Below are 21,198 nucleotides of genomic sequence, written 5' to 3' on the forward strand. Positions count from 1 at the left end.
CCCCGTGGTCCGCGCCCGATCACGGGACCGGCTCGGGCACCCGCGGGCTCGGCGCCTTGCTGCGCCGCACCGCCCGTTCGAGGTCGTCCAGCGCCTGCATCAGCAGGCGCGTCGCGGCGCGGACGACCTCGACCTGCTCGCTCGGATCCCCGGCGGCCACCGCTTCGTGCGACTCGCGCAGCCGCCGTTCCCAAGCCCGCTGTTCGGCCCGCAGCCCGCTGAAGTCCACCGGACGACCGTCCAGGATCGCCGCCGCCGCGCCTGCGGTCGCCTCGGCGAGGGAGGTCGCGAACGCCTCGGCTCCCGGCACCGGCGCGGCGTCCTTCGCGGGCACGTGGGCCTCCAGCAGCAGGCCCACTCTGCTGAGCAGCCCGACCGCGGTCCGCGCCTTCTCCACCTGCTTGTGCGACAGCTTGCGCATCGACTCGGGCACCGGCTCCACCTCGGCCCGCTGCATCGCCTGCAGGAACTCCGAACGCGCCTCCCGGGAGTCCAGCAGCGCCGTGCGCACCTCCCGGTCGCTGTGTGCGGCCGGGTCCCCGTACACGGCCAGCACGGCGGCTCCGTAGCGCCCGGCTGCGGCGATCCATTCGGCCAGCCGCTCGCCCAGCCGTGCCGATTCCCAACTGGGGAAGAGCGCGTAGGTCAGCAGGGCCACCACACCGCCGACGAGCGTCAGGCCGACCCGCTCGACGGCGGTGGCCAAGGAGTTCCCCGGCTGCACCAGGCCGAGCAGGAAGACCACGTACCCCGACACGCACGCCGTCATCAGCGCGTAGCCGGTGCGGTTGGTGAGGTAGGCCCCGCAGACGCAGAGCACCGCGAGCACCGCCGACAGCCACGCACCGGGGTTCAGCACCAGGACCACCGCGGTGGCGAGCGCCACTCCGACCACCGTCCCCGCAAGCCGGGCCACGCCCCGGCTGAAGGTCTGCGCGAAGTCCGGACGGATCACCATCGCGGCCGTCAGCGCTGCCCAGTAACCGTGGTGGAGCCCGGTCAGGCGTCCCACCAGGTCGGCCACCGTGACCACGGTCGCCAGCCGTACCGCGTGCCGAAGCACCGTCGATCCGGGGCGGATCTGGCGTCGTACCGCGCTCAGCACCGGAGCCGCCATGCCGAACAGCGAGGGCCGCGACAGCGCGCTCCCGGCATCGGTCACCGGTGTGCCGAGGGCGTCGGGGGAGGCGCGGTCGAGGACGTCCACGGCCTGGCCGAGCAGCGAGGTCAGCCGGGCCGCCGCCGCCCGGGCGGGCCCGTGCAGCATCGGCTCCTCGGTCCGCGGGGCCAGTGTGAGCGACGGCGCGGAGCGCGGCAGGTGCAGCGGCTCGCCCGAGCGGATCGCCGCGGCCAGCGCGTCCAGCACCTCGGCGGCCGCGGCCAGCAGTTCCCGGGCCCGGTCCAGTTCCGGCCCCTCGGCGGGCGCCCCGATCCGGGGGTCCGCGATCGCGGTCAGTACGGGCCGCACCTGTTCGGCGAGACCGCGCAGTCCGTGCAGCTCGGCCGGCCGGTGGCGCTCCTGCCAGGGGGTCAGCTCGGACGCGTGCCGGGCCGTCATCAACGGCTCCGGGTCCGCGGGCGCGGCCGGGTCCTCGCGCAGCTGACGCGCGTGGTCGGCGAGGGAGGTGTACGCGTCGGCGAGTGCGTCGCGCTGCGCCCGCCAGCTGTCGATCGGCCACAGGGTGATCAGCAGCGCCTGGACGGCGCCGCCGGCCGCGCACAGCAGGCCGTGCCCGAGCGCGGTCGGCACGCTGACCGGCAACTGGACGACCACCAGCATCACCGACACCGTGGTGGCCGCGACCACGCCCGCGGTCACGCCGACCGCCCACGCCAGCCCGGCCAGCAGCGCCCAGACGGCGAGTACCACCGGGAACAGGCCGGGGACGGAGATGGCCAGGTAGCCGATGAGGGTGCTGGTGCCCAGGCCGATCCCCGCCGCGACGGCGAGCGAGGGGCGGGGCCGGAAACTGCGCTGGAAGGTGGCGGTTCCGGCGATGAAGGCACCCATCGCCGCCGAGGTGGCGAGCTGCGGACCGGCCAGCGCCAGCGTGGGGAGCAGGACCAGGGCCACCGCGATCGCGCCGCGCAGCGCGCGCTTCGGGTTGGTGAGGGTCCGGTCCAGGTGCAGCCCGGTGCGGGCGGTGTCACGGAGCGAGGCGAGCCAGGGCATGGCGGTCAGTCTAAGCGGATGGTGATCGTCCGCTGGCCATGCCCCCGACAAGCCCGCCGACCCTCCTCGGTCCGCCCGCACCGGGGGTGGGGACCTCCTCGCCGTGCACGTGGCGCGCGAGGGTGGCCTCTCCGGTGCCGACTCCGAACTGCTGGACTGGCAGCGGGAGTTGGTGGAGAGCCTGGGCCGAACCCCCCACCGGGTGCTCGGTGAGGACGTCCCCCGTACGCTGCTGCGCTTCGCCCGGGAGCGCGACGCCACCCAGCTCGTCCTCGGCGCCAGCCGCCGCGGCCGGCTCAACCGCTTCCTCGCCGGCCCCGGCCCCGGCATCGGCGAGACCACCGTCGACCTGTCCGGCGACATCGACGTCCACATGGTCACCCACGAGTCCGCCGCGGGCGGCCACCACCACGGCGACGGGCCGCAAGGATCGCGTTAAGGCCTCTCCGGGCGCTTGCGTCCGGTCCACGGGCTGCTACACCGGAAGGGAGGAGGTGCGTGATGCCCCGGTTCGTTCGGTACGTTCACGAGTTTCGGCGCCTGATGGCGGGACCGCTCTCGCTGGTGGTGGCCGTGGTGGTGCCGCTCGCGCTGGGCGCGGTGCTGCTGCCGGCGCGCGGGCACCTGGCCAACACCAACGTCGCCCTGCTGCTGGTGGTCGCGGTGGTGGCGGTGGCGGCCGTGTGGCACCGGCTGGCGGGTGCCGTGGCCGCGCTGAGCGCCGCCGCGTGGTTCGACTTCTTCTTCACCCGCCCCTACGAGCGGTTCAGCATCAGCGACTCGTCCGACATCACGACGGCGGTGCTGCTGCTCGCGGTCGGCTTCGCGGTCTCCCAACTCGCTGCCCGGGCCCGGCGGTTCGAGGTCATCGCGGTCACCGACGCCGGCCACCTCACGCGGATCCACGACGCGGCCGTGCTGGCCCGTTCCAAGCCCGCCCCGGCTGTCATGGACCACGTCCGGGCAGAGCTCGTCGACCTCCTCGGTCTGCGGGCCTGCCGGTTCGAGTACGGCTCCCTGATCGGCCACCCGCCGCGCCTGGAACACGACGGCTCCGTCGTCGTCGGCCGCAAGCCCTGGCCGACCGAGGAGCTGGGCCTGCCCGCCGAGGACGTGGAGCTGCGGGTGTTCGCCAGCGGGAAGTACGTCGGCCGCTTCATGCTCACCCCCGCCCCCGGCAGCATCCCGGACCGCCAGTCCCTCCTTGTCGCCGTCACCCTGGCCGACCAGGCCGGTGCCGCGCTGGAGACCAGCGCGGGCCACGTGACGGCGGCCTGACGGTCGCCCGGGGCATGAGTGCTCCGTTGGCACGGAGGCGCCCGGCCTGACCGGCCGGGCGCCACCGTGATCGGTCATCTCCCCGTCGTCCGGCCCGGACTGTTACCCGAAGGGGTTGCAGACGAAGCCGCCCGCCCCGATGGTGCCGAGCCAGTAGATGTAGGTCCAGCTGTTCTGGTGCTGGCAGACCTGGATCCCGCCGGCGATGACGCCGAGCGCGGCGGCGACGGCTCCGGCGTACGGACCGCCGCCCAGCGCGGCCACCAGGCCGGAGATCCCGGCACCGGTCCAGAAGCCGCCCTCGACCTTGTTGGTCAGCCAGGAGTCCAGGCCGACCTCGACGCCGTACCAGTGCGTCTTGATGTAGCCGTGACCGCCGCGCCAGGTGGCGTTCGGGCTCGGGTGGCCGGGCCGGCCGGTCGGCTGCCCGACCTCACCCGCCAGCGCGTCGGTGGGCACCGCCACGCCGTCCGGCGACATTTCGAGCTTCCCGCTCCTGATGTTGGCGTTCACGTCCGCCACGTACGACCGCAGCTGTGCGAGCTGCGCCGCCGGCACCTTCGTCAGCACCGACGCGGGAGCGTCGATGGAGTACCCGGACGTGGAGAAGGTGACGTAGCCGTTGAGCAGGTGCAGCGGGCTGGACTGCGGAGCGAGCTCGCTGCTGGGAAGGCGGCTGCCCGTCGCCGTCCCGTGCTGCGCCTTCGGGTCGACCTGCACCTGCTGCGAGCTCGCCGGGGCGGCCGAGGCCGCCGGAGAGATCGTCATCAGCAGGCCGGTGGCCGCGATCAGTGCGACTCCGCCGAGAGAGGCGCGCCTGACAACACTCTTCAATTTGACCCCCATGTGATGTCGCGCCGGAATCGGCCGGCGCGCCCCAATCGTCACACCAGTCCCACCAGTTGGGCGAGTCAGGGAACCGTCAATTCCGCATCGAACCCTGGGGGCGGCGGGCTCGACCGGAAGTCTCGGACATTCCTTAGCCGCGCCTCTGCTTCGCCGGCTGGGCGTCGGGAGCGGCCCGCGAGGAGTGGCTGAAGGACCTGGCCGAGATTCTGATCTCCCCGGGGTACGAGGTCTGGGGCTCAGCTGGGGACAGGCCGATCAGCGCAAGGACCGGATCAGCCGGCTGATCCCCGAACTGCGCTTCGTCGACGGCGACCTGATGGACCGGAGCAGCCCGGTCTCGGCGGTCGACGCGATCCAGCCCGAGGAGGTGTACCACCCCGGGGCGATCTCCTTCGTGCCGATGTCCTGGCGGCAGCCGGAACTGGTCACCGAGGTCAATGACACCGGGGTGCTGGAGGCCATCCGGATCGTCAGCGGCATCAACCGGCCCTCCGGCGACTACGCCATCGGCACCGGCCGGATGCACTCGGTGCGGGATGCGGCCCGGATCGCCTTCGAGTGCCTGGGGCCGGACGGGGAGGAGTACCTCGCCGTCGACTGGGCGCTGGTGAGTCGAGCGGCGTGACCGGGCAGGGGGCGGCCGAACCGGACGCCCCCTCACTTCACGCCTGCGGCGGACGGGAGAGCCACAGGATGGCCGGCGCGATGCCCGCGCCGGGCTCGCCAGGCCGGAGACGTGGCGGCGCAGCATCGCGTTCTCCCGCTCAAGGTCGGCGTCTGGCCGCCCAAGGTGGTCGAGGGCTTCATCGAGTGACCAGGCTCCCGGCGTCCCGGCTGACCGGGACGCCGGGTGCATCACTCGGTGTCGGTGGCCACCGGGACCTCGTCCTCCCGAATGATGATGTGGTCCTCGCCGTCGATCTTGATCTCCGTGCCCGCGTAACTGCCGGACGGAGTCTTGCCCTTGGCGGACTCCGTCGCCTTGCTGTCCTCGGCCATGTCTCCTCCTTCCGGTCGACACGGTGCCGACCCGCACCGATCCTGCCATGACCAACCGTCATCGGGCTATCACTCATGGTTTCGAACCTGCTCGACCTCGGCCGACTGCGGGCCGGGCGGGTTCGGTCTCCGTCGGGCCGTGGCGGCAAGCCCCGGTCAGGCGGCCCGGTGTGCCCCTGCGGCGAGGGGGATCGGCGCGCCGCACCGGGTGGCGAGCTCCAGGCTGCGCAGCAGGTCCGACGGACGGACGGTGACCACCGGGCCCGCGTCGGGCGGGCGGCCGCTGACAGAACCATGACGCCCGGGGAGCCGCTCTTGGCGGCTCCTTGGCGACAGCCGACAGTCGGTCGGGGCGATCCCTCAGCGGGTGAGGGCGGGGCCGGTCCAGTACACGACCTCGTCGCGGACCGGGCGGAAGCCGGCGGCCACGGCCAGGGCCCGGCTCGCCAGGTTGACCCGGGAGGCGGCCCAGGTCGGGGTCAGGCCCGCGGCGCGCGCGGCGTCGGCGGCGGCCGTCACGCAGGCGAGGGCGAGGTCCAGCCGACGGAACGCCGGGTCGGTGGCGACGGCGATGTCCAGGTGCCGGCGGCCGACGAGGTACCCGCAGGCCACCGCTGCCAGGCAGGGGCCGAGGAACGCGCCCCAGGCGAAGCCGCCCGCGGCCAGTCCCGCGTGCCCGTCCCAGGTCCTGGCCAGCCAGTGCGGCGGGCCGGACGTCGGCCCCGGCGGCGTGGAGCGGGCGGCGAACCGCTCGAACCGCGGCACGTCCCGAGGGGTCAACGGTCGTACCCAGTCGGCGATATGAGGTGATACGGGCCGTGGCGCGGTGTGCTGGACGTAGACCGTGCGGACCCAGGGGGTGACGTGGGTGAAGGTCCGCCCGAGCAGCGGGAGGAAGCGCTCCGGCGCCGTGAACTGGCCGCGTCCGAGCGGGGCCAGAGCCGCCGGGTCGAGGTGCCGCGGGTCGCCGCGGAGCAGACGCTCCGGCCCGCTGTGCACCAGGAGCACCCGGGCGGAGTCGGGCCGGTCGACCCACCAGCTGCCGTGGCCGGTGCGCTCGACGTGGGCGGCGATCGCCTCGGTGCCGGGCTCCTCGAACGGCAGCAGGGTGGTGAAGGGCAGGAGCGCGGTAGTAGCGGACACCGTACCAGTGGCTCACCCGGGTCGGTCGCGGTGCACCGGGTTGACGGAAGCCTGGCGCCGACGGGACTGGCCCTGACGAAACCCTGACGTGGGGCCTGGCCGTCAGCACGCCCTCCTGCCGACCTGCGACGGGTCCGCCGAGCAGCAACGGACGATCACTCGCCGAGGCACCGCCAATGGTTCATCAAGATGGCCGTCGGCGGCGTCAAGGAGCCGTCAGGGCGGGCGGACGGGTGTTCGGTCGCACCTAGCGTGAGCTGCGAGGAAACGGTTCGCTGCCCGGGCGTGGGGCCTGGCGGCGGACCGTTTGCCGAATCCCGACCCCCGGAGGGTTGCTCCGGGGGAGGTTCGGTGGCCAGTGAAGAACAGGGGAGGGGGCGCGCGGCGATGCCAGCGGGACCGTCGGGCGGTACGGCTGTCATGGGGAAAGCGGTCGGGTCGGAGACGGCGCGACCGGAGACAGCCGTACCACTCCCCGTGCCGCGCGCCCCCCGCCACCGGCCCAAGCGGTCCTGGCAGCGCCGGGCCTGGTGGACCACCCCGCGTCTGCTGCGCGGGCTCACCGGCCTCTGCCTGGCAGCGCTGCTCGTCGCCGCAACGGTGACCGCCGCCGTCCTGGGCGGCGCCCGGGACGGCACGGACGTCATCGGCCACCAGGCCGCCCCGCAGGTGGTGCACTCGGCGGACCTGTACTTCGCGCTCAACGACATGGACGCCCAGGCCGCCAACCTGCTCCTCTTCGGCGCCGACCCGGACTACACGGTGCTGCGCAAGGAGACCCTGGACACCTACGAGCAGCGCCGCGCCCAGGCCGACACCGACCTGCAGCGCGTCACCGAGGCAGTGGCGGGTGACCAGGCCGGGCAGCGGGCCGTGCAGTCCGTCATCGGTGAACTCGGCCGCTACGAGGCCCTGGTGGCCCGCGCCCAGCTGCTGGAGGACCAGGCCCACGCCCCGGCCGGACGGCCGTCCGCGGCCGCCCTCGCGGCCTACCAGCAGGCCACTGACCTGCTGCGTCAGCAGCTGCTGCCGGCCGTCGACGAGGTGACCAAGGCCAACGCCGCCGTGGTGGAGCGCAACTTCACGGACCAGCGGAGCGCCCTGGCCGGCGGCTGGTGGTGGATCCTGCTGACCGGTCTGATCGCCCTGGCCATGCTCGGGCTGCTGCAGCGGCTGCTGGCGGTGCGCTTCCGTCGGCTGGTGAACGTGCCGCTGGCCGCCACCACCCTGCTCATCACCGTCGGCCTGGTCACCGCGCTGACGCTGACCTCGCGGGCGGACCACCACCTGGTGGTGGCGAAGAGCAACTCCTTCGACTCGGTGATCGCCCTCAGCCGGGCGCGCGCCGTGGCGTACGACCTCAACGCGGACGAGAGCCGGTACCTGACCGACCCGTCCCGGACGGCCGCCTACGAGCAGAGCTTCCTCGACAAGACCCAGTCCTTCGCCCGGGTCGACGGTGCCACCTTCGCCACGTACAACGCCGCGCTCGCCGCACTGGCCGACCAGCACCGGGCCGACCATGCCAAGGTCGGGTTCGGCGGGTACCTCGGCGACGAACTGCGCAACATCACCTTCGCCGGCGAGCAGGACGCCGCGGAACGGGTGCTGGCCGCCTTCCAGCAGTACCAGCGGGACGACCGGAAGATCCGCGAGCTGTACGCCCAGGGCAAGCTCAAGGAGGCCGTCACCTACGACACCGGCCTCACCCCCGGCCAGTCCAATGCCGACTTCGGCGTGCTCGGCGCCGCCCTCGACGACACCCAGGCGATCAACCAGCGGGCCTTCGAGGCCGCGGTCGCCACCACCGACGGCGACCTCGACGCCACCACCGTCGGCCTCGGTGCGGCGGTCCTCGCGGCGGCGCTCGCCCTCACCGCGCTGGGCGTGCGGCCGCGCCTGCGCGAGTTCGCCTGACGCGGGAGGCGGGAGGCGGTGTACCTGAGGGATCCGAAGACCAGGGCCGGGCGGTTGTGCGCTGCGCCGGTCCTGGCGTTCGCGGGGCTCGCCATGATGCTGGGCGGCGTTGCCCTGACCGCCGTCTGCCTGCTCACCATCGGCTATCCGCTGCGACTGGCCGGACAGCCGGGCCTGTTGACGGTCACCGGCTGCCTCACCGAAGGCAGCGGCAAGCAGGCGCACACCACCTGCTTCGGCGACTTCACCCCGGACTCGGCCACCGCCGTGGCACACCCGGCCTCGTACGACGGCAGCCTGCGGGTCGGGGCCCGGGTGCCCGTGCAGTACGTCGAGTCCGAGGACATCTGCTACCGGGTCGGCGTTGCCTACACCGGAGTCCGGGTCCTCGGCAGCTCCGTCGGGCTGTTCGCCCTGCTCGCCGGCCCCGTCGGCATCGCGCAGGCCGTCGGGCTGGCCGCACCCCGGCACACGGCACGCTGGCGCGAACGCCGCCTGCCGCGGACGCTGTGGCGGGTGGCTGTGGTCCTGTTCAAGGGCCTTGCCGCGCTCGCGGCGGTCTCCGGGCTGATCAGCCTCGTGACCTATCTGGTGACCGGCTGACCGCCGTCGCGACGACTGGCCGTGAGCGGCACCGGTGCGCCTACACCTCGATCTGCGAGCCCATGATGACGGTGCGCTCGCGGGGGAGGCCGAAGTACTCGGCGGCGTCGGCGGTGATGTAGGAGGTGGCGATGAACAGGCGTTTGCGCCAGGGCGCCATCGTCGGTTTCCGCCCGCGGCGCAGTTCGATCTTCGACAGGAAGTAGGACGTCCGGTCGAGCCGCAGCGGGCCCTCGGCTTCGGTCGGATCGAGCAGCGCCAGCGTGGCGGGCACATCGGGTGTCTCCATGTAGCCGAACCGGGCGGTGACGTGGATGATCCGGTCGTCGGCGTAGCCGAGGTCGTCGACGGTGATCCGCTGATCGGCGGGGACGCGCGGCACGGTCTCGGTCTCGATGGAGAGGATCACGACGTGGTCGTGCCGGACGTGGTTGTGCTCGACGTTGGCCCGCAGGGCCAGCGGTGCGGTCAGGTCGCCCCGGTTGAGGAAGACGGCGGTGCCGGGGACCTGGAGCGCCGGCACCTTCCCGCTGTGGAGGTCGTCGACGAACGCGCGCAGCGGGCCTTCGTGCCGTGCCCGTTCGGCGGTGACGATCGCGCGGCCGCGCTGCCAGGTCGTCATGACGGTGAACGCGGTGATGCCGATCAGCAGCGGCAGCCAGGCGCCGTGCAGGAGCTTGGTCGCGTTGGCGGCCACGAACAGCAGGTCCACGGCGAGCAGCAGCGTCGCACCGATCGCGATGAGCCACATCGGTGTGCCCCATCGGGCGCGGGCGACGTAGAAGAACAGCAGGGTGGTGATGGTGATGGTGCCGGTGACCGCCATGCCGAAGGCGAACGCGAGGGCGGCGGAGCTGCGGAAGGCGAAGACCAGGGTGAGGACCGAGACCATCAGCAGCCAGTTGATCCAGGGAACGTAGATCTGACCCATGGTCGACTCGGAGGTGTACGCGATCCGCAGCCGCGGCAGGTAGCCGAGCTGGGCGGCCTGGGAGGCGACCGAGTACGCGCCGGTGATGACGGCCTGGGAGGCGATCACGGTCGCCGCCGTGGCCAGGACGACCATCGGTAGCCGTCCCCAGCCGGGTGCCAGCAGGAAGAACGGGCTGCTGGTGTTGTGCGGGTCCTTGAGGATGAGCGCGCCCTGGCCGAGGTAGCTCAGCACGCAGGCCGGGAAGACGAGGAACAGCCAGCCGCGGGTGATCGGCCGACGGCCGAAGTGCCCCATGTCGGCGTAGAGCGCCTCGGCGCCGGTGACCGCGAGCACGACCGCGGCCAGGGCGAAGAAGGCGGTGCCGAAGTGGCCGAACAGGAAGCCCAGGGCGTAGCCCGGCGACAGGGCTCTGAGGATCTGCGGGTGGTCGGCGATGCCGGACACTCCACACGCGCCGATGGCCGCGAACCAGACGATCATCACGGGCCCGAACACCCGGCCCACCGCCGCGGTTCCGAGGCGCTGGACCAGGAACAGCAGCACGATGATCGCTGCGGTGAGCGGTACCACCGCACCCCCGAGTGACGACTCCACGACCTTCAGCCCCTCGACCGCCGACAGCACCGAGATCGCCGGGGTGATCATGCTGTCGCCGAAGAACAGCGAGGCGCCGAAGATGCCCAGTGCGGCCAGCACCGCGGTGGCCTTGCGGCCCTGGGACGGACTCCATCGCCGCAGCAGGGTGATCAGCGCCATGATGCCGCCCTCGCCCTCGTTGTCGGCGCGCATCGCCAGCAGCACGTAGGTCACCAGCACGATGACCACCACCGACCAGAAGACGAGCGACACCACCCCGTAGACGTTCTCGGTGGTGACCGGGACGGGGTGCGGGTCGTCCGGGTTGAACACGGTCTGGAGCGTGTAGATCGGACTGGTCCCGATGTCGCCGAAGACCACCCCCAGGGCACCCACGACCAGGCCGAGGCGCGCCGTGTTCCGCACGCCCGGATTCCGTACCTCCGTCGGCTGCCGCGCGGCGCCGTGACCGGCCAAGGGGTGACCTCCTCCGTGCGAGCTGCTGCGACGCGGCCCGGGCGCGTCAGTGCGGACGATGATCGCACGCGCAACCAGCGGGGCAGGCGCACCGCGTCGTCGAGCTTCTCGAAAGCCGCTACCTGGCCGGATCCGCGGAGTCAGCCGGCACGGTCACCTTGATGGAGCGACCCCCGGTGACGTGGCGGCGAGTCACCGGGGGCGAGAACACTGAGGGATCGGGGCCTGACGGCCCACCGGCCGACGCGGGTCGGCTCGGGCTGAAGTGTGATCCCGGTTGCGGCCGCTACCTGGGCGGCGAGATCAACGAGCGCCTGGTCGAAGCCTGCGGCTGTGGCTTCTCCGTGAGCGGTGATCGTAAGGTTCGACGTTCCGAACAGCGCACGCCATCGGCGATCCTTTGGCCGGGTCGGCAGCCGTCCGGCTCGCCGAGGCGTGCGGCCACATGGTGGGAGAAGTCCTGTGGTACTAGCCGACCACCGCCGGGGAGCGGGGCGCCTCGGCGGCGGCCTCCGGCTGGTAGAACTCGGTGTGTCCTTCGACGTGGAGGTGGGGCAGGCGGCGGTCCAGCCAGGCGGGCAGCCACCAGTTGCCGCGGCCGAGCAGGTGCATCACGGCCGGTACCAGCAGCAGTCGGACCAGCGTGGCGTCGATCAGGATGGCCGACCCCATGCCGACGCCGATGACCTTGATCGGCAGGTCGGGCGCCGGGACGAAGGCCGCGAACACGGCGACCATGATGGCCGCCGCCGCGGTGATCACCCGCGCGGTGCCCGCCAGTCCGCTGACGATGGACTCCGCGTTGTCGTCGGTGCGCAGCCAGGCCTCGCGCATCCGGCTCACCAGGAAGACCTCGTAGTCCATCGAGAGGCCGAACAGGACGGCGAAGGTCAGCACCGGGACGAAGGCCGGCAGCGGGGTGGGGCTGTCGATGCCGATCAATCGGCCGGCGGTGCCGCCTTCGAGGACGAGGGCGACCACGCCGTACGCGGCGCCGACGGAGAGCAGGTTCATCACAGCGGCCTTGAGGGCGACGGCGAGGCTGCGGAAGGCCACCAGGAGCAGGAGCATCGACACCGTGACCACGCCGCCGACCAGCAGCGGGATGCGGCGGGAGATGTTGTCGGTGCTGTCGATCGCGCTGGCGGTCGCCCCGCCGACGTGCACCCGGACGCCGGGGCCGACCGCAGCCGGGATGACGTGATCGCGGAGGTCGCGGACCAGGGTCTTGGTGGCGCTGGATTGCGGACCGGTGTCCGGGACGACGGTGAGCAGCAGCGATCGGCCGTCGGCGCCGGGCACCGGAGGGGTCACGGCCGTGACGCCGGGCACCGCCTTCAGCGCGGTGGGCAGCGAGGCCGTCGCGTCGGCGGGGGTGCCCGGCGCCAACTCGGCGACCAGGACCAGCGGTCCGTTGCTGCCTGGTCCGAAGCCGGCGGCCACCGTGTCGTACGCCAGCCGGTTCGAGCGCCCGGTGGGGTCGTTGCCCGCGTCGGGGAAGCCGAAGCGCACGCCGAGGAACGGCGCCGCGAGCGCCAGCAGGACGACGACCCCGACGACGGCACCGAGGACGCGGTGACGCTCGACGAGCCTGCTCCAGCGCAGCCAGCCGGCGCCCACCGGGCTCCCGCCCCGGGCGGCGCGGCGCTGGGGCAGGGGCAGCCGGAGGCGCTCGATGTGTCGGCCGAGGTAGCCGAGCAGGGCGGGGAAGAGAGTGGCGGACGCGGCGATCACGACGAGCACGGAGAGGATCGCCGAGACCGCGGCGCCGCGCATGAACGACAGGCCCATCGCGAACAGCCCGAGCATGCTGACCACCACGGTCATTCCGGCGACCACGACCGCGCGGCCCGCGGTGTCCAGCGCGGCGACCGTGGCGGCCTCGGGTTCGAGCCCCTCGGCGCGCCACTCGCGGAACCGGGTGACCAGCAGCAGCGCGTAGTCGATGCCGACGCCGATGCCCAGCATCGCGGCGAGCGAGGTCGACCAGTCCGGGACCGGCATGATCGCGGCGAGGACCGGCAGCAGGGCGCTGCTGACCGCGAGCCCGCCGAGGGCGGTGAGCAGCGGCAGGCCGGCGGCCACGACCGAGCCGAAGGTGACCACCAGGATCACGGCGGCGGCCGCGATGCCGATGCCCTCCGAGCCGATCGCGCCCTGCTCGGCCTGCTGGACCGTCATGCCGCCGAGGTGGACGCGCACGCCGCCGTCGACGGGGCGGGCGAGGTCGAGCAGCCGCTGGGTGTCCGCCTTCGGCATGTCGGGGGCGACGGCGACGTCCAGGTGGATCTGGCCGAGGGCGGTGCGGCCGTCGGCCGACACCTTGCCGCGCGGGCCGTACGGGTCGTCGATGCCGCTGACGTGCGGCACCTCGGCCATCCGGGCGAGCAGGTCCTTGACCCGGTCGCGCGTGGCGGCGTCGGTCACGCTGCCGTCGGAGGTCAGCACCAGGCTGATCGCTTCACCGCCCAGCCCGGGGAAGTCCCGTGCCAGCAGCTGCTGGGCCTGCTTGGAGTCGGAGCCGGGCGCGGTGTAGTCGGCGCTGTACTTGCCGCCGAGGCCGGCCGAGAGGCCGAAGGTCGCGCCGGCGGCGAGCAGCCAGAGCAGCACCGTGCGGCCCCGGTTCCGGAAGCTCCAACCGGCTATTCGGCCGAGCGGGCCGGGTCTGTGCGGCCCGCTCTCCCCGGCGGCTGTCCGCCGATCCTCGCGCAGTCCCTGGGACATGTGGTCCTCCGTACGTCGTCAGGGGCCCCGCCCCCAGGCAAAGCGTTACGCTTCATAACGCACCTTATGAAGCGTAACGTTTCCCTCGACGGGTACGGATTGTCAACGTGGTGACTGGCACAGCGAGCCGATGGAGATGCGATGACGGGTGGGTCGACGGATGAGAGCGGGGGGCGGAGCCGCCGGGAGCGGCTGCGCGCCGACACCGTGGAGGAGATCAAGCACGCGGCCCTGGGCCTGATCGTCGAGCGCGGCGCCGCGAACCTCCGCTTCACCGACATCGCCCGCAGCATGGGGATGACCCCGCCCGCGCTGTACCGCTACTTCGCCGACCGGGACGAGCTGCTCACCGCCCTCGTTGCCGACTCCTACGACAGTCTGTCGGACGCGTTGACGGCGACCCACGAGACCGTGCCGCGGGACGACCTGGACGGACGCTTCGTGGCCACCTGCACCGGCTACCGGACCTGGGCGCAGCGGAATCCGGAGCGCTTCGCCCTCATCTTCGGCTCCCCCGTGCCCGGGTACGCGGCCCCACCGGACGGACCGACCGTGGTGGCCGCCCGGCGGGCGATGGAGCACATGGTCGAACTCGTCGCCGACACGGCCGAACGCGGCCGGCTCGGCAGCCCGCTGGTGCCGGACGCGGCGGAATCCCTGATGCTGGCCTGGGCCACCGTGCACGGCTTCGTCGCCCTCGAGGTGCACGGCCACTTCCACGCATTCGACCAGGACGCGCGGGACCGCCTCTTCGCAGTCCAGGCGGGCGTCGCCGCGCGCACCGCGGGCCTGTCGCCGGCCGCGGACCAGTGGTGATCAAGTCCCGCGCGGCAGCCGTTGACGTACCGCCACCCGTCCGACGGGTGTCCCGGTCATTCCTCGGTGGGGCCGAGGTCGGGTAGCTCACGCAGGTCGATGGTGGGGGCGGGGTGGGCCGCGTGCAGTTCCAGCACAGTGATCTCGTTCGGCCCGGGGTGCAGGACGGGGCCGGGCAGGTAGAGCGAGCGTTGGGGGCCGCGGGACCAGAACCGGCCGAGGTGGAAGCCGTTGACCCAGACGTTGCCCTTGGTCCAGCCGGGCAGGTGGACGAAGGTGTCGGCCGGTGTGTCGAGCTCGAAGGTGCCGCGGTGGAAGGCCGGGCCGATGGCGGGATCGGCGCCGCTGGTGAAGGCGAGGCCGGTGAGTGTGGTGAGGGGGAGCGGTCGGCTGGTCCAGCCCGCGAGTTCGGTGCCGTTGAGGCGGACCTTTCCGAGGAGTCCCTTGCGGTCGTGGATGCCCGGTCCGTAGTTGACCCGGCCCTGGTTCTCCACGAGCAGGCGCAGGACGCCGCCCGGGCGGGGGGGGTGAGCGCGATGGCGTGTTCGTGGTTCTCGCGTTCCAGGACGCCCACGGGCTGGCCGTCGATGAAGACCTGGGCCCGGGCGCGTACTTGGCGATGACCCGTCGGAACGCCTCGTACTTCTCGGTGGGGTCGCCGCTCTCGTCGAGGGGGGCGTCGTAGTCGTAGGAGGTGACGGTGGGGCGGTAGGTGTGCTTGTCGTTGGCGCCGTTGGTGAATCCGAAGCTGGTGCCGCCGTGGAACATGTACAGGTTGACCGAGGCGCCCGTCGACAGGAGGTCGTCCAACTCCCGTGCGGCATCGTCGGCTTCGCGGACCACGTGACGGCCGCCCCAGCGGTCGAACCAGCCGTTCCAGAACTCGCTCGTGGCGAGCGCGTTCCGGAGGACGTCAGCGTCGTCGGCTTCGACGACATTGCCGAGGCCTCGTCCTTCATCCCCCCGCTGACCACCATCCACCAGGACTTCGGTGAGGTCGGTCGCCGGTGCGTCGAAGGCGTACTGCACCAGATCCGCAGCCAGACCGCGGAACAGGGCACCACCCTCGTCCCCACGCGGATGGTCGTGCGGGCCAGCACCGCTGCCCCGCCACCCGGTCGGTAACGTCCGCAACGTGGGCTCGGCACCGCCGAATTCGGACCGTTGGACCCCTGGATCGGCGATCTGCGGCAAGATGGCGGCTATGAGCGGCACGGTGGTGATTCTTACTGCGCTGGGGCTGGAGTACGAAGCGGTCCAGGAGTACCTGACCGACCGGGAACTGACCCAGCATCCGACTGGGACGCTGTTCGAGGTGGGCACGCTCACCGGGACGACTCTGCGCGTGGCGCTCGCCGAGACCGGGCCGGGCAACCGCTCCGCGGCCGTCATCACCGAGCATGCGCGACAGCTGTTCGATCCCGAGGTGCTGTTCTTCGTCGGCGTCGCCGGCGCCCTGAAGGACGACATCGCCATCGGGGACGTGGTGGTGGCCACCACCGTGCACGCCTACCACGGCGGCAAGGACGACGTCGAGGGGTTCCTCGCCCGGCCGGAGGGATGGCCGGCCTCGCACGCTCTCGTCCAGATCGCGCGCCACGCGCTGCGCGGCCCGGGACATCCCCACCAGGTGCACTTCAAGGCGATCGCGGCCGGCGACGTCGTCCTCAATTCGTCCGGCTCCCCGCTCCGCGATCAGTTGCACCGGCACTACAACGACGCCGCGGCCGTCGAGATGGAGAGTGCGGGGATGGCACACGCCGCCCACGTGGGCGGGATCGAGGTCCTGACCATACGCGGTATCAGCGACCGGGCGGACGGCAAGAAGTATGCCGCGGACGACGCCCGGAACCAGCCGCGCGCAGCCGCGAACGCGGCTGCGGCCGCTGTCGCCGTCCTCCGGCGCATGCCGCCCCCTGCTGGGAACGGAGAGCCCGGACCGGAGCGCGTACCCCTGCGGTGGCAGCACCTGGACAAGCCCGTGCAGGTGCACTGGCGCTCGGAGCTGCGTCTCCGTCAATACCGGTCGGCGGCGGCCTTGGAGCTGCACGTGCTGCCCGTGGCGGCACAGGAACGTGTCCAGATGCGGCGGCTGCAACAGCTCGCGGACGAGCTGATCGCCTGCGGCCGCGATCATCTTCTGTTCACCGCGTCCGAAGAGGTCGTCCCGCAGGTGGAGGACCGGGTCGTCGCCGTGGTCGGCGCCCCCGCCCGGCGCGGGCCCGCGGGTCTGGCCGTGTACCGCGATGGTCAACGCTCGGCCTGGCAGCCGTTGCCGGGGGACTCGCTGGGCGCGATCCTGGATCCCGAACACTTGGTGGAGCAGATAGCGGGCCTGCTCCGGGCACTGCTCGCGGTGCCGGTGGTCGCGGCTGAGACGGTGGCCCTGGCCGTGGGCGTGGACCCCGCGAACATGCTCAGCGAGGATACGGTCGGCCCGGTCGAGCGCAACCGCGCCACCATGGGCTTCCCGCATCGGGAACACCTACGCGTCGAGGCGGATGACTCCTTGGCCTGGCGTGCCGTGCAGGACAACACGGCCGACGTCGCCGAGGAGCTTGCCGCCCGCCTGCTCCAGGCGTTCCGCGCCCGATCCTGAGATGGCCGCAGCCCCGTCCGCCGAGGCCGTGATCCTGACCGCCTCAGCGTTGGAGTACCAGGCGGTGCGGACGTACCTCGGCGACTGCGAGTGGATCCGCCACGGGACCGGGACCCTGTTCGAGGTGGGGACGCTGGAGGGGACCGCCTGGCGGGTGGCGCTGGCGGAGACCGGTACGGGAGGTCGGGCCGCGGCGGTCATCACCGAACACGCCCGCGAGCAGTTCGGACCCGAGGCCGTGTTCTTCGTCGGGGTGGCCGGCGCCGTGCGGGACGTGCTCACTCTGGGGGACGTCGTCGTCGCCACTCTCGTCCATGCTTATCAAGGAGGAGAGGACAGCCCGGAGGGTTTCCTCGCCCGCCCGGAGAGTTGGCAGGCTCCGCACACCATGCTGCAGACCGCCAGGCACGCCCTGCGCGGCTCCCGCTGGCATGCCCTGGTCCGCCCCCCGATCCCGCCGGGTGCCGCGGTTCCGCAGGTGCACTTCGCGCCGATCGCGGCCGGAGACGTCGAGCTCAACTCCTCCGCCTCCCCACTCCGGGATCAACTGCACCGGCATTACAACGACGCCGTGGCCGTGGAGATGGAGAGCGTCGGCATGGCCCACGCCGCCCATCTGGGCGAGTTGCGGGCCCTTACCGTACGTGGCATCAGCGACCTGGCGGACGGTTCGCTGCATGCCGACACCAGCGCCGAGCAGCGGTCACGCGCTGCCGCCCATGCAGCCGCCGCCACCGTCGCCATCCTGCGCGACCTCCCCCGGCGGGCGGCGCCGGTCGACCGAGCCGACGGCGCTGTCCCCGGTCCTGCTCTGCCGCGCGTTCTGGCCCCCGACCGTGTCTCGCTCCAGGCGTACAAGTTCCCGCCGGTCGCCCGTCATGACCTTCTCGACGCCGCGCTGAGAGCGCGGGACCTGCAGCAGGAACACGGTGCCGGATCCCGGGTCGCCCTGGTCCTGACCGGCGAGGGCGGGATCGGCAAGAGCGTACTGCTCGGTCAACTGCTGCAGCGGCTCGAACGCGACTCCGGCGCGGTCGTCCTGGTGTCGTGCGCACAGTTGTCGCATGACGCCGTGTCCGACGGGCCCGTCGGGGCCGACCGAGCGCTCGGCGCGGGCGCCAGGCCCGTGGACGCTCTGGGAATCATCGAGATCCTCACCCGTCTGCGTGCCCGTCACGGGCATGTGACGCTGCTCGTCGACACGCTCGACCTGATCCTCGACCGCCGCACGGTGCCCGGCCTGTCGGCGGTGCTGACGGAGGCGCTGGACATCGGCGACGTGGTCATGACCTGCCGCGACCACGAGTACCGGACGTACCTGCAGCAGGCCAGGCAGAGCGCACCCAGGTTGGCGGGGCGGCTCGTCCGGTTCGGGGTACCCGTGCTCCTGCCCGAGGAGATCGTCGGCTGGGCCCGGAACCACCTGCGTGCGACGAACCCGGAACCGACGGCGTCCGACCAGGCGTTCATCGGAGTGCTGGAGGGCAAGGTGGCGAGGCCGGGCCCGCTCCGCCAGGTCTGCGCGCTACCCGTGCGCCTGGCGATGGCCTGCAGTGTCTACGCGGGCGAAGGCCACGTGCCGGAGGAGCTGACGGCCACGCGGCTGTACGACGACTACTGGCACGCCCGGGTGCGAACCGTCGGCGGGATGGAGGACCCGACCAAGGAACGGGCGGCACTCGAGTTGGCCAGGCTGCTGGTGACGGCCAGTGGCACGCTGACCGTCCGGGTGCCGAAGGGCCTCCTGGGCACCGACCTCGACCACGGGATCGGTCTCCTGGTCAGCGAAGGCGTGGTCCGAAGCCTGCGCGACCACTGGGAGTTCTTCCACCAGAGCTTCGGCGAGTACGCGCACGGGCGCCACCTGCTCGGCCAGGGGCTGGACTGCGCGGGCATCACGGACCTCGCCCGGGCCCTCGGCGCCGGCTACACCAACCTGTGGCCCCTGGCGAAGTCGCTGCTCTCCCAGGTGGTGGATGACGATGACTACCGGGAGCTCGCCCGATCGCTCCCGGCGGACAGTCCGGACGGTGCCCAGGCGCACGTCGTAGCCGCGTTGGGCCGTCAGCAGGACGTCTTCCTCGGCAGGGTCCTCGACAAGGTGGAGCAGAGTTGTGCCCTGATGCAAGCCGTCGTTCCGATGCTCGGCGAGGCGCCCGACCGCCATCTCGGAACCGCCCAGGACGCCCTCGTCAGGTCGCTGGTCGCGTACCCGGCCGAGCTGGCGCTGCCGGCGGTCGCCGCACTGGCGTCACTGCTGCCCCGCGTCCCCGCGGGCGACCTGCCGTCCCGGCTGAGGGCGGCCCTCGGTGCCTCCTGCGAGGTCCGTAGCCACCTCGACCCCCACATCTGGGAGAGCCTGCCGGCACGGCTGCTCAGCGGCCTCTCGGACACCCGTCTGTCCGACAGCGCGCTGGAAGGGGTCCGCGAGCTGTATCCGCGGCTCGGGGCGCTCGCCCGTCGGGAAGCGATCAGGGCACACCTTCGCTGCGACCTGCCTGCCCCGCGGATGCCGGACTTCGCCCGGGTCATCCTGGCGGTCGCGCTCCCTCCCTCGCTGGGTGACGAGGAGGCGGTGGAAGTGATGCGCCGGCTGTGGGACTCGCCGGAGGTGCGCGACGAACACGGATGGTGCTCGTGGCGGGAGGTGTTGACCGCGCGGCTCCCGAAGGCCTGGGACAACGCCCAGGTCAAGTTCGTGGCCAGGGTGGCCGTCGACGACGTCGACACCTGTCGGGAGATCCTGGAGGACATCCTCGACGGTGGCGCGGAGCTGACCCGGCATGTCAACGTTCTCGCCCTGCTCACCGAGCACCACGCCGAGTTGATCGCCAGGCACGTACTGGACCGGCCGCAGCCCGGACGCGCGGGGGCCGGCAGCGTGGCCTACACGATGAAGGGCATCGCGGTTCCGGCCGAGACCCGGCTCCGGTTGCTGGACTGGTTCGTCCCGGCCCGGAGCTCGGCCGCGAAGAACGTCTGGCCCGCCCAGATCGCCCTCGCCGGTGATCTGGTGGAAGGCCACGTGCGGATCCTCGACGACCTCGCGGCCTCGGAGGTACCACGGCCCGTCGTGGACAGCATGCTGCGGGCCTGGGTGCACAACACGCCGACACCCGTGCTGGCCGTCCTCGCCGGACGGCTGCGCCCGCTGATCGCCGACGGCGGTAGTCGGTTCCTCGAGGTTCGGGCTCGGCTGGAGGGCAGGCTCGCGCTGCAGGATCCACGAGCGCGGGTGTGGCTGGAGGAGGCGTTGCTCCGGGGCCACAGTTCGAACGTTGCCGGCACGGCGGTCAAGACCCTCCAGGATCACCGGGGCGCCTGGCCTCCGGATCTGGTCCGATGGCTGGTCTCCGTGCTCGGCACTCCGCACACCGACGCCGCCATGCGGCTGACGACGATCCTGGCCGACGATGACCGGGTCGGCGCCGAGGCCCTGACGGCCGTGACGTCCGTGCTGCTGGAGACCGCGATTCGCCGGATGCGCCTGGCCGTGGAGGGGGACGAGGACGCCAACCTGGTCCGCAGCCTGCTCACGCTCATCATCCGCGTGGACACGCTGGTGCCGCTCAGCCGGGACCTGGTGAACGAGGTGTACTCCGTCACCAGAGCGCGGTTGGTGCAGGGGTCTCGAACCGACGAGAGCGGACGCTGCTCCGCGGCCCTGCGCGACCTCTCCACACTCTGCGGTTCCCTGCTGCCCGGCAGGTTCAGCCGCGAGGAGATCCGCGAACTGTTGACCGAACTGCTCACGACCGACGTCACAGCCGTGGGACGGAAGATCCGATCCGCGCTCGCGGCGCTCCTGACCGGGGTCGGACGCCGCGATCCCGGCGCCCTCGACTGGCTGGAGGAACTGTTCGGCGACCCGAACATCTCGCCCGGTACGCAGGATGCGATCGCCAACGCCGTACTGAGCCTCGACGGTGCCGAAGCCGGGGGTCGGGCGGCCCGGCTCCGCGCTCATCCTGCCTGCCCGCCGGACGTGGCGACGTTCATCCTCAATGCGCTCTCGACCGCCCTGTGAACCCGATGCACGTTCCTGGTGCCGGACGTGGTTATCGAATCGCGACGGAGCTTGCGCGCTGCCCAACGCCTACCGGGCGTCGG

14 protein-coding genes and 2 pseudogenes are annotated in these 21,198 nt (G+C 72.3%); 9 read left to right on the forward strand and 7 right to left on the reverse strand.

Annotation, left to right across the window (positions count from 1 at the left end):
• Positions 1 to 19: 19 nt before the first annotated feature.
• Positions 20 to 2,173: an FUSC family protein gene (locus ACFVXG_RS39390; protein ID WP_387934947.1), complete on the reverse strand. Its 2,154-nt coding sequence runs from the start codon at positions 2,171 to 2,173 to the stop codon at positions 20 to 22.
• A 103-nt stretch (positions 2,174 to 2,276) separates the two neighbouring features.
• On the opposite strand from ACFVXG_RS39390, the gene ACFVXG_RS39395 reads away from it, so the two are divergent.
• Positions 2,277 to 2,612, forward strand: a complete 336-nt coding sequence (locus ACFVXG_RS39395) for a universal stress protein (RefSeq protein WP_387934949.1) — start codon at positions 2,277 to 2,279, stop codon at positions 2,610 to 2,612.
• Positions 2,613 to 2,674: 62 nt separating this feature from the next.
• Entirely contained in the window at positions 2,675 to 3,451 is a 777-nt protein-coding gene (locus ACFVXG_RS39400) for a DUF4118 domain-containing protein (protein ID WP_387934951.1), read from the forward strand.
• Positions 3,452 to 3,553: 102 nt separating this feature from the next.
• Here the strand turns inward: ACFVXG_RS39400 and ACFVXG_RS39405 are convergent, their stop codons facing one another.
• A complete protein-coding gene (locus ACFVXG_RS39405; protein ID WP_387934953.1) occupies positions 3,554 to 4,219 on the reverse strand; it encodes a hypothetical protein in 666 nt (221 codons plus the stop codon).
• A 262-nt stretch (positions 4,220 to 4,481) separates the two neighbouring features.
• On the opposite strand from ACFVXG_RS39405, the gene ACFVXG_RS39410 reads away from it, so the two are divergent.
• Entirely contained in the window at positions 4,482 to 4,925 is a 444-nt protein-coding gene (locus tag ACFVXG_RS39410) for a GDP-mannose 4,6-dehydratase (RefSeq protein WP_387934955.1), read from the forward strand.
• Positions 4,926 to 5,155: 230 nt separating this feature from the next.
• On the opposite strand, the gene ACFVXG_RS39415 is transcribed toward ACFVXG_RS39410, so the two are convergent.
• Both ACFVXG_RS39415 and ACFVXG_RS39420 read right to left on the reverse strand, forming a co-directional pair.
• On the reverse strand, positions 5,156 to 5,299 hold the full coding sequence (locus ACFVXG_RS39415; RefSeq protein ID WP_387934957.1) for a hypothetical protein: 144 nt from the start codon (positions 5,297 to 5,299) through the stop codon (positions 5,156 to 5,158).
• 360 nt (positions 5,300 to 5,659) lie between these two features.
• The gene (locus tag ACFVXG_RS39420) at positions 5,660 to 6,442 is read right to left on the reverse strand and encodes a GNAT family N-acetyltransferase (RefSeq protein WP_387934958.1); all 783 of its coding nucleotides are present in this window, start codon (positions 6,440 to 6,442) and stop codon (positions 5,660 to 5,662) included.
• Positions 6,443 to 6,919: 477 nt separating this feature from the next.
• On the opposite strand from ACFVXG_RS39420, the gene ACFVXG_RS39425 reads away from it, so the two are divergent.
• The gene (locus tag ACFVXG_RS39425; RefSeq protein WP_387934960.1) at positions 6,920 to 8,359 is read left to right on the forward strand and encodes a hypothetical protein; all 1,440 of its coding nucleotides are present in this window, start codon (positions 6,920 to 6,922) and stop codon (positions 8,357 to 8,359) included.
• 18 nt (positions 8,360 to 8,377) lie between these two features.
• A complete protein-coding gene (locus ACFVXG_RS39430) occupies positions 8,378 to 8,962 on the forward strand; it encodes a hypothetical protein (protein WP_387934961.1) in 585 nt (194 codons plus the stop codon).
• Between the two features lie 40 nt (positions 8,963 to 9,002).
• On the opposite strand, the gene ACFVXG_RS39435 is transcribed toward ACFVXG_RS39430, so the two are convergent.
• Together ACFVXG_RS39435 and ACFVXG_RS39440 are read right to left on the reverse strand one after the other, a co-directional pair.
• On the reverse strand, positions 9,003 to 10,898 hold the full coding sequence (locus tag ACFVXG_RS39435) for a potassium transporter Kup (protein WP_387934963.1): 1,896 nt from the start codon (positions 10,896 to 10,898) through the stop codon (positions 9,003 to 9,005).
• 519 nt (positions 10,899 to 11,417) lie between these two features.
• Positions 11,418 to 13,673, reverse strand: coding sequence for an MMPL family transporter (locus ACFVXG_RS39440; protein ID WP_387934965.1), 2,256 nt, complete (start codon positions 13,671 to 13,673; stop codon positions 11,418 to 11,420).
• Positions 13,674 to 13,814: 141 nt separating this feature from the next.
• On the opposite strand from ACFVXG_RS39440, the gene ACFVXG_RS39445 reads away from it, so the two are divergent.
• The gene (locus tag ACFVXG_RS39445; protein WP_387934967.1) at positions 13,815 to 14,489 is read left to right on the forward strand and encodes a TetR/AcrR family transcriptional regulator; all 675 of its coding nucleotides are present in this window, start codon (positions 13,815 to 13,817) and stop codon (positions 14,487 to 14,489) included.
• Between the two features lie 56 nt (positions 14,490 to 14,545).
• On the opposite strand, the pseudogene ACFVXG_RS39450 reads toward ACFVXG_RS39445, so the two are convergent.
• Positions 14,546 to 15,386 (reverse strand): annotated as a pseudogene (locus ACFVXG_RS39450) (beta-galactosidase); the annotation flags it as partial.
• On the opposite strand from ACFVXG_RS39450, the pseudogene ACFVXG_RS39455 reads away from it, so the two are divergent.
• The 3 genes and pseudogenes from ACFVXG_RS39455 to ACFVXG_RS39465 form a co-directional block, all read left to right on the forward strand.
• A pseudogene (locus ACFVXG_RS39455) lies at positions 15,378 to 15,614 on the forward strand (substrate-binding domain-containing protein); the annotation flags it as partial. The pseudogenes ACFVXG_RS39450 and ACFVXG_RS39455 overlap by 9 nt on opposite strands.
• A gap of 79 nt (positions 15,615 to 15,693) precedes the next feature.
• Positions 15,694 to 17,088, forward strand: a complete 1,395-nt coding sequence (locus ACFVXG_RS39460) for a 5'-methylthioadenosine/S-adenosylhomocysteine nucleosidase (protein ID WP_387934969.1) — start codon at positions 15,694 to 15,696, stop codon at positions 17,086 to 17,088.
• A gap of 1 nt (position 17,089) precedes the next feature.
• Positions 17,090 to 21,115: a hypothetical protein gene (locus ACFVXG_RS39465; RefSeq protein ID WP_387934971.1), complete on the forward strand. Its 4,026-nt coding sequence runs from the start codon at positions 17,090 to 17,092 to the stop codon at positions 21,113 to 21,115.
• Positions 21,116 to 21,198 lie beyond the last annotated feature (83 nt).

The sequence above is a fragment of the Kitasatospora sp. NPDC058162 genome (genome assembly GCF_042884005.1).
Classification (GTDB): Bacteria; Actinomycetota; Actinomycetes; order Streptomycetales; family Streptomycetaceae; genus Kitasatospora.